This is a genomic window from Pseudomonadota bacterium, assembly GCA_010028905.1.
GTDB lineage: Bacteria > Vulcanimicrobiota > Xenobia > RGZZ01 > RGZZ01 > RGZZ01.
In genome coordinates this window covers 1-6,960 of sequence record RGZZ01000275.1, presented here as the reverse complement: position 1 = coordinate 6,960, position 6,960 = coordinate 1, and the positions used below count along the sequence as shown (strand labels likewise).

The 6,960-nt window shown below is 67.7% G+C and carries 6 protein-coding genes; 2 read left to right on the top strand and 4 right to left on the bottom strand.

All coding sequences use genetic code 11. From position 1 onward, the window contains the following. Window positions 1–175 precede the first annotated feature (175 nt). Window positions 176–781, top strand: a complete 606-nt coding sequence (locus EB084_16665) for a hypothetical protein (protein ID NDD29890.1) — start codon at window positions 176–178, stop codon at window positions 779–781. A gap of 31 nt (window positions 782–812) precedes the next feature. Here EB084_16665 and EB084_16660 read toward each other — a convergent pair whose 3' ends face one another. The 4 genes from EB084_16660 to EB084_16645 all read right to left on the bottom strand — a co-directional run bounded on the left by EB084_16660 (window position 813) and on the right by EB084_16645 (window position 5,780). Further along, window positions 813–1,466 (bottom strand): carboxymuconolactone decarboxylase family protein, encoded by a 654-nt coding sequence (locus EB084_16660; protein NDD29889.1) that lies wholly within the window; start codon window positions 1,464–1,466, stop codon window positions 813–815. 65 nt (window positions 1,467–1,531) lie between these two features. Then, window positions 1,532–2,245 carry a hypothetical protein gene (locus tag EB084_16655; GenBank protein NDD29888.1) on the bottom strand — a complete coding sequence of 238 codons (714 nt, stop codon included), beginning with the start codon at window positions 2,243–2,245 and terminating at the stop codon, window positions 1,532–1,534. Between the two features lie 140 nt (window positions 2,246–2,385). Beyond that, a complete protein-coding gene (locus EB084_16650) occupies window positions 2,386–2,907 on the bottom strand; it encodes a hypothetical protein (protein ID NDD29887.1) in 522 nt (173 codons plus the stop codon). 188 nt (window positions 2,908–3,095) lie between these two features. Next, entirely contained in the window at window positions 3,096–5,780 is a 2,685-nt protein-coding gene (locus EB084_16645; protein ID NDD29886.1) for an amidohydrolase, read from the bottom strand. Between the two features lie 236 nt (window positions 5,781–6,016). Between EB084_16645 and EB084_16640 the strand changes: the two genes are divergently transcribed. Continuing rightward, window positions 6,017–6,960 (top strand): hypothetical protein (locus EB084_16640; GenBank protein NDD29885.1); only part of this gene is annotated, 944 nt, incomplete at its 3' end.

Below are 6,960 nucleotides of genomic sequence, written 5' to 3'. Positions count from 1 at the left end.
CACGCGATCTGGCGGCCCTGGAGCAAGAGATCGATCGGGCCATCGAGGTCGAGGGCTTCGTGCTTCGCAACGCGGAGGCCGCCGCGAAGACTGCGCAGCCTGGGGGGCAGGTCACCCTGGAAGAAGGTTGGATCGTGGTGGGTGGCGTTCGCGTCCCCCGTGGGGAGCGTCGCGCATGATCGCGCGTCTCGCGGCACGGCCCCAGATCGGAACGACCGGTATGGGGAACCCGGTGTCAGCGCCTGCGCTCGCAGCAGCGTCAGACGGAACGGTGGGCGAGTCCCTCGACGGCTACATCGCACGGCTCGAGGATCAGGTCTCCTCTTTCGACGTCAGCGCCGCGCGTCGCGTCACGACCGGCGTGATCGCCACGGGAATGACGCTGGCCGGCGTCGCAGGGCAGCTGTGCCATGCCTTTCTTCCGCCCCCCATCGGAATCGGCGTCGCGGCGGTGATCTCCGCTGGCATCGGCGCCGTGACCTGTGTGGGCGCAAATCATGCCATGCACTACGTGCGTGACACCAGCGCCCATGTGGCGGTTGCCGCGCTGACCTTCTTTGCGGGGTTCGGTGCGGCTGCCGGCATGGGGAGCAACCCGTTCGTCGCCCTGGGCGCGACGGCTGCGGTCGGTCTCGCCTTCGGTGCGCTCTGGTCGCGTCAGGCCCAGACCCGCCACTACGACATCCCGGAGCGCATCGCCCGCGCCCGACATGTCGCTGAGAGGTTCGACGTCTACGCATCGCAGCACCGCGCGCTCGAGCGTCATCTCGGCGGGGGCTGAGTGCTGTCGGAGGGGGGGAGACGCCCCGCTGTCAGGTGGGATGCAAGCCAGGGATCTCGCTGAGGGCTTCTTCGATCTGCACCTGCATGGCGTTGTTCATGAGCGCGAAGAGCACGTACTGTGACACCAGCGAGACGAGGTCGACCAGCTCCCGGTCTTTCAGCGGTCCACGGTATCGCTCCCACACGTCGGCGCGAATCGTGCGGGCGTCGACGAGCTCGTCGGTGAGTGCCAGCAGGCTCTCCTCACGCGCGATGAAGCCTTCATAGCGGGCTTCCTCGATGGCCCCCATCTCCTCTTCGGTGATGCCGAACTCGCGCCCTACGAGCACGTGGTGCTTCCACACGTAGTTGCTGCGGTAGAGGCACCCCATTCGCAGGATGACCAGCTCCTGCTCGCGCACGGTAAGGGCCATCTTCGTCTTGCAGGTCACCCAGTAGTCGAGGAAGGGCCCTGTCGTGTCGGGGTCGAGCATGATCGTTCCGAGGACGTAGCGGGGAAATCCCTTGCCCTTCAGGCCGTCGCCGGGAATTCGTGAGAGAATGGACATCCACTCGGGGCGGATGTCTTCCATGGCCACAGGCGTCACCCGTGGCGCGTGCTCGGTGGGCTCGACAGGAGGGTGTTCGGGAAGCGGAGCGGTCATGGCGGTCTCCTCAAGGGGAAAGTCGGGCACGAGGCCCACAGTCAGTCTGGCCTTCGCCCGTCGACAGGGGAACCCTCTCTCGCATGACGTTTGTCAGAGCGCCGTCACCCCTTGTAGATCTCAACTGGGGGGATCGGTTTCCCCGTGGCCTCGCCTGTGTGTGCGAACGGGCCTTGGAGCGCCACGTCGGCGCCGCCGGCCTGCCAGCCGAGGAGGCGGCGATGCCAGTACTCATCGCTCGACATGTGGCCGTTGGTGACGAAGCCCGAGTCGTTCACCCCGAGGAACTTGTGGAGCCAGTAGCCGTAATCTTCGTCGGTGGCCGAGCGGCCGTAGGCCAGTTGCAGGTCTCCGTCGATGATGCGCTTCAGCTCCTCGATTCGCTCTGGTGAGGCTTCGTTGTAGATGCCTCCCAGAGGAATCCCGGGAACGACCCCGGTGGCGGGGGGAACATCGCCGTGTGGGCCACCGCCCCCTGCGTACGGGCCCGAGGTGGCCACATCGGCCCCGCCGGCCTGCCAGCCCAGCAGGCGTCGATGCCAGTACTCGGTGGCCGACATCTTTCCCCCGGTGACGAAGCCGGAGTCGTTGGGGCCCTGCAGCTTGGGCAGCCAGTACGCGTAGTCTTCATCTGTGGCCTCGCGGCCGTAGGCGGTCTTGATGTCGCTTGCGATGAGCGTTCGGTACGCCTCTTCGTTTGAAGCCCCGGCGTTCGCCCGCGGCTCCGCGCCCGCGCCCGCGCTGCGCGTCAGCGCGGCGTGCAGGCCTGCTCTGGCGTCGGCGACGTTCGCCTGGGTTGCGGACATGATGCGACCCATTGACGCATCCACCTCCGCATCGCCCCTGTCCGCCGCAGGCGCGGTGGGGGAAGCGTGACGTGGGGCCGCCGCGGCGGACAGGGGCGATGCGGAGGTGGATGCGTCAATGGGTCGCATCATGTCGAGCGATGCCTCCCTGTTCATGCTGCTGCCTTCAGGCACAGCTCGTTCAGATCATCATTGGCCGCGAGGCGGGCATCGGCCTCCTGGGTCAGCGCGGCATACAGGCTGCTGGCCGCTTCGAAGATCTCGTTCAGGGCGCGCGTGCGGGTCGTATCGACGACGCCTTCCTGCTCCATCAGCACAAGGGCTTCGTGCGTCCAGCTCACGAGCAGCGCACAGAGGTGTGCGGTGAGATGGAACGGGCGCTGCTCGCGCTGCGCCTCGAGGGCCTCGCCCACGGCGAGGTCGAGCAGCGCCGTCAGCTCGTCGGTGCCGAACTGGCTGAGCGGTCCCTCCCAGGCGGCAACGGCATCGGCCGGCTCTTCAGGCGCGCATCCGGCGTGCAGGCGGTCGAGCTGCGCCAGCCCGAGCACGCGCAGCTCGCGAGCCGTGGCTGCTTCGACGGGGGGCTGCCCTTCGTTCGCATGGATACGTGCCGCTTCTGCGAGGAGGGTGAGCCCGCGGTTCGGCGCGAGGTTCATCGTGTATGGCTGATGCATCCCGTTCATGGATTCAGCATACACAGTGACTCTGACATCAGACTGACTTCACGCTGACCGGAAAAGCTTTTCCTGGCGGTCAGGCCCCGATCGAGCCGTTTCTGGGCATTTCTGAGCTGCGCGGGCCCGCCAGGTGGCGAGTACGCTCCGGAGGGGACCGTGACCAGTCCCCTCCGGAGCGCGCCTGCTCAGAGCTTGCCGCCCGAGACCTGATGGCCTGCGAGCCAGGTGCCCACGACGTGAACGCCCATCATGTCGGCGGGCTTCGTCGTTGTGGGGTCGGCGCTCAGCACCACGAGATCGGCGAGCTTGCCGACCTCGAGGCTGCCCACCTCCTTGTCGAGGAACATCGCGTAGGCGGGGTTGGTCGTGATGGTGCGCAGGGCCTGGGGCACGGTGATGACCTGGTTCGGGCTCAGCACCTTGCGGGGCTCCATCTGCCACAGGCGGTTGGTGGCGATGTAGACGTTGCGCAGGGGGTTGGGAGAGGTCACGGGAGAGTCGCTGTGGGTCGACACGCGCACGCCCGCGTCGACGAGGGTCTTCAGCGGCAGCAGGTAGCGCGAGTTCTCCTCGCCCAGCAGGGTGTCGTGGAAGACCTGCCCCCAGAAGTACACGTGCCCGATGGTGAGCCCCACGTTGACGTCGAGCAGCTTCGCCGCCGCGACCTGTCTCGCCACCTCTGCGGGGGTGTGCACGGTGAAGTGCTCGACGCGGAAGCGCGCGTTGCGGTTCTTCATCGTCTTCTGCAGCTTGTCGAAGCCGCTCAGCACGTAGTCGAGGGCGCGGTCGCCGTTGGCGTGCACCGCCAGCTGCCAGCCGGCGCGGTACCACGGCAGGGCACGGGTGTAGAAGTCATCGGCCGACTTGAACACGGTCTCGCCGTTGGCCGCGGCGGGGTACGGCCCTGGGTACTTGTAGGGGAAGCTCAGGCCGGCCGTGAGCCCCTGGGTCGACCCGTCTGAGATGAACTTGCCGCCGATGATCTTGAGGCGGTCGTAGCCCTCGCCAGGGAACATGTCGAGCTTGTCGGGCGTGAACGACTGGGTGTCGATGTAGGCGCGGATGCGGCACGGATTGGTGGGGTCGAGGCTGATGAGCCCGAGCAGCTCGCTCTCGAGCTCGGTTCCGGCGAACGCCCCCAGCAGCATCTCGCCATAGCTGGTGACGCCCACGCGGGCCAGCACATCTTGGAACTCGCGCCACTTCTTCGCGAATGCGAGCTTGTCGGCTTTTGTCTCGGTGATGGCGCCCACGGCCAGCTTCAGGAACGGCTCCTGTGCGAAGTCGTTGAGAACGCCGGTGGGCAGTCCGGTCTTCGCGTCGACGACGAGGAACCCGTACATGGGGGAGCTCTTGTCTGGCGCTGTGAACGGGCCCTTCGGCGCGGTGGGCCAGAGGCCGGTGGCGCGGAACGCCGCGCTGTTCACGTACGACACGTGCTGCGAGGCGTTCTGCACCACGATGGGAATGGTGGCGCTCACGCCGTCGAGCTGCTCGCGCGTGAGGTTCTGCATCAGCTCTTTCTTCACGAGTCGCGACGGATCGAAGTTGAAGCCGAAGAAGGCCTTGGCCTTAGGGGCCTTCTTCACCGCGGCGCGCAGGTCTGCCAGCACCTTCTCGATGGTGTTGCCAGGGGCTTCGGTGCCGCATGGCACCACGCGCGGCGTCACGTCGGCCAGCAGGTTGAGGGCCGAGAGGCTGGTGTGGGCGTGCGGCTCGACGAAGCCCGGCATGATGGTCTTGCCGCGCAGATCGACCATTCGGGTCGTGGGTGCCTGGAAGGGGAACACCGCGAAGTTCTGCCCCACCGCGAGGATGTGCCCGTCGAGCACGGCCAGCGCCTTGGCGCGCGAGTCCTTGGCGTCGACCGTGAGCACGGTGCCGTTGTGGAAGATGGTGTCGGCGTATGCCGGACGCAGGTCGAATGACGCGTTGCGCTGCCCGCCGAGATACTCCCACGCAAACCGGCGGGTGGTCTTGCCGTTGAGCGCGGCGGCCACGATGTTCGGCTTCACGACGCTGAGGGTCAGGGCCTCGTTGAGCGCGATCTCGCCGCTTCTGAGCGAGAGCACGCCCGCGCGCCGCTCTGAGAGGGTGCCGGCAAGCTCGAGGGGCTTGCGCGTGGCGACCTGGATGCTGCCGTTCAGCCCGTTCACGTCGTTGGCCTCGACGGCGCCCTCGAGGGTGGTGGACGCGGTCACATCCGATCCCTTGAGCGAGATGCGGGTGTCGGCTCTCAGGTCGCGGTTCGTGAGCGATCCGCGGGGGGTGACATACGTGATGTTCGAGGTGAAGGTCACGTGGAAGTTCGACGCATCGCCGCTCACGCTCAGCTTCGCCGGGCCTTTGAGCCTGCAGGTGTGTGCGCCGCCGTTGAGCACGATGTCCTTGCAGGTGACCTCGGCGGTGTAGGTGCCGGAGACGATGTTGCCGGAGGTCACGTACAGGTCGAGGTCGCCGTTGACGAAGCCGTACAGGGTCTTCAGACCCACGAAGTGACCTTTGAGCTTGCCGTGCTGGCCCTTGGTGATCTCGACGAAGCCGCCGATGGGGCTGTCCCACTTGCCGGGGCCATAGAGCGCCACCTCGAGGGCGAGGCCGAGGGCGGTCGTGTTGGGAGACTCATCGTTGATGGCCGGAAGCAGGCGCCCGTTGCCCATGCCGGAAGGGGCACCGCTGGCGGCTCTGGGGATGATGACCTGGACGTCACCCGATGTGATCGCGCTGCTGGCCACCGCGCTCGCGTTGAGCGGGGTGATCTGGACGGGCGCGGCGGGGGCTGCGTGGCTGGGAGGGGCGTTGACGGTCAGGGTGCTGACGAGCAACGCCGAGAGAGTGCAGGTCTTCAGCAGACGTGAGAGTCGCGACAAGGGACCTCCAACAAGAACGAACTCTGGGTTCTGCGCAGCGGCGGTCGGCGCGCGGCGGAACGCGAGCGGATTCGAAGCGCGTCTCGCAATTCCTGTGTGCGCTGCGCGCGAGCCGGCGGCGCTTCACCTGCCGCAGACGACCTCTCGTCGGGCGACGCGAGCCCCGGACGTCGGGGGGCGCTATGATGCGCGAGAAGTAGATGGGAGCCCTCGGCGCTCCCCCAGGGGAGACCGCGATGTCGATGGTTGCCCACGCAATGCCTGCCACCCGGCCGACCCTGCCACCACGCATGTCGATCTCCGCACGGTCGGATGACGCGCAGGAGCGCTCTTCGCCGGGGGCTGACGCGCCCCCGCTGGGCGAGATCTTCACCCGCGTGCGCGCGCAGGCCGAGGGCGCGGTGCCCGCCGCGGACATCGACCGCGCCCTCGATGCCTTGAGCAGCCGATCTGTGCCCCTCGAGCGTGGGGTGGTGGGGCCCACGGGCGCGAGCTCGATGCTGAGCTTCTCGGTTCTCGGGCCCATCTTCGGCCTCTATGGCGTGTATGCCGGGAGCGCCATCGTGCGGCGCGCGGCTGATGCAAGAGCCTACCTCACCGAGCTCGACGCGTGCATCGCGCGTCGCGAACAAGCGCTGTCGGCCTGCCAGGCACAGGTCGGGCAATCTCCGGAGCGCGCGGCATCGCGGGAAGATCTCGCGCTGCGGCTTCTTGCGCTGCGGGCGTTTCGCGAGGGGGTCTCGCGCTCGGGGAACGAGCAGCTGTTCAACGTGGCCTTTCCCGGCCTCACCCAGCTGGCGGCCTCGAGCCTCATCGTCACGCTTGCCGCCGATCTCGCACCCACCATGGGAAAGGGCGCGCCCCTGCTTGCGACCTCGGTCACCGCCGCACTGTCGGTCGCCGCGGCTTCGGCCCTCGGGCTGTATGCCGGCGCATCGCTCGTGAAGCACGGAACCGATCTCATCGGGTCGTTGCGCACCCATCGGCTCGAGCCTCGCGAGAGCGACCCGGACTGGCTGAAGCGCTATCTCGAGCAGTACAACCGGGGGCTGACGGCCCATCGCGCCTACTACGGCTTGAACACGGCCTCGTGGGGGCTGTACGTGGGAGGGGCCGCCGCTCTCGCGGCCATCAGTGCGGGCGCCGCGGCCTCGCACGGGGCGGCGGTTGCGGCGGTGGT

Bases quoted from the DNA above. Each gene is read 5' to 3' on its own strand.
- EB084_16665 (NDD29890.1), top strand. From the start codon at position 176: ATGATCGCGCGTCTCGCGGCACGGCCCCAGATCGGAACGACCGGTATG.
- EB084_16655 (NDD29888.1), bottom strand. From the start codon at position 2,245: ATGGGTCGCATCATGTCCGCAACCCAGGCGAACGTCGCCGACGCCAGA.
- EB084_16650 (NDD29887.1), bottom strand. From the start codon at position 2,907: ATGCATCAGCCATACACGATGAACCTCGCGCCGAACCGCGGGCTCACC.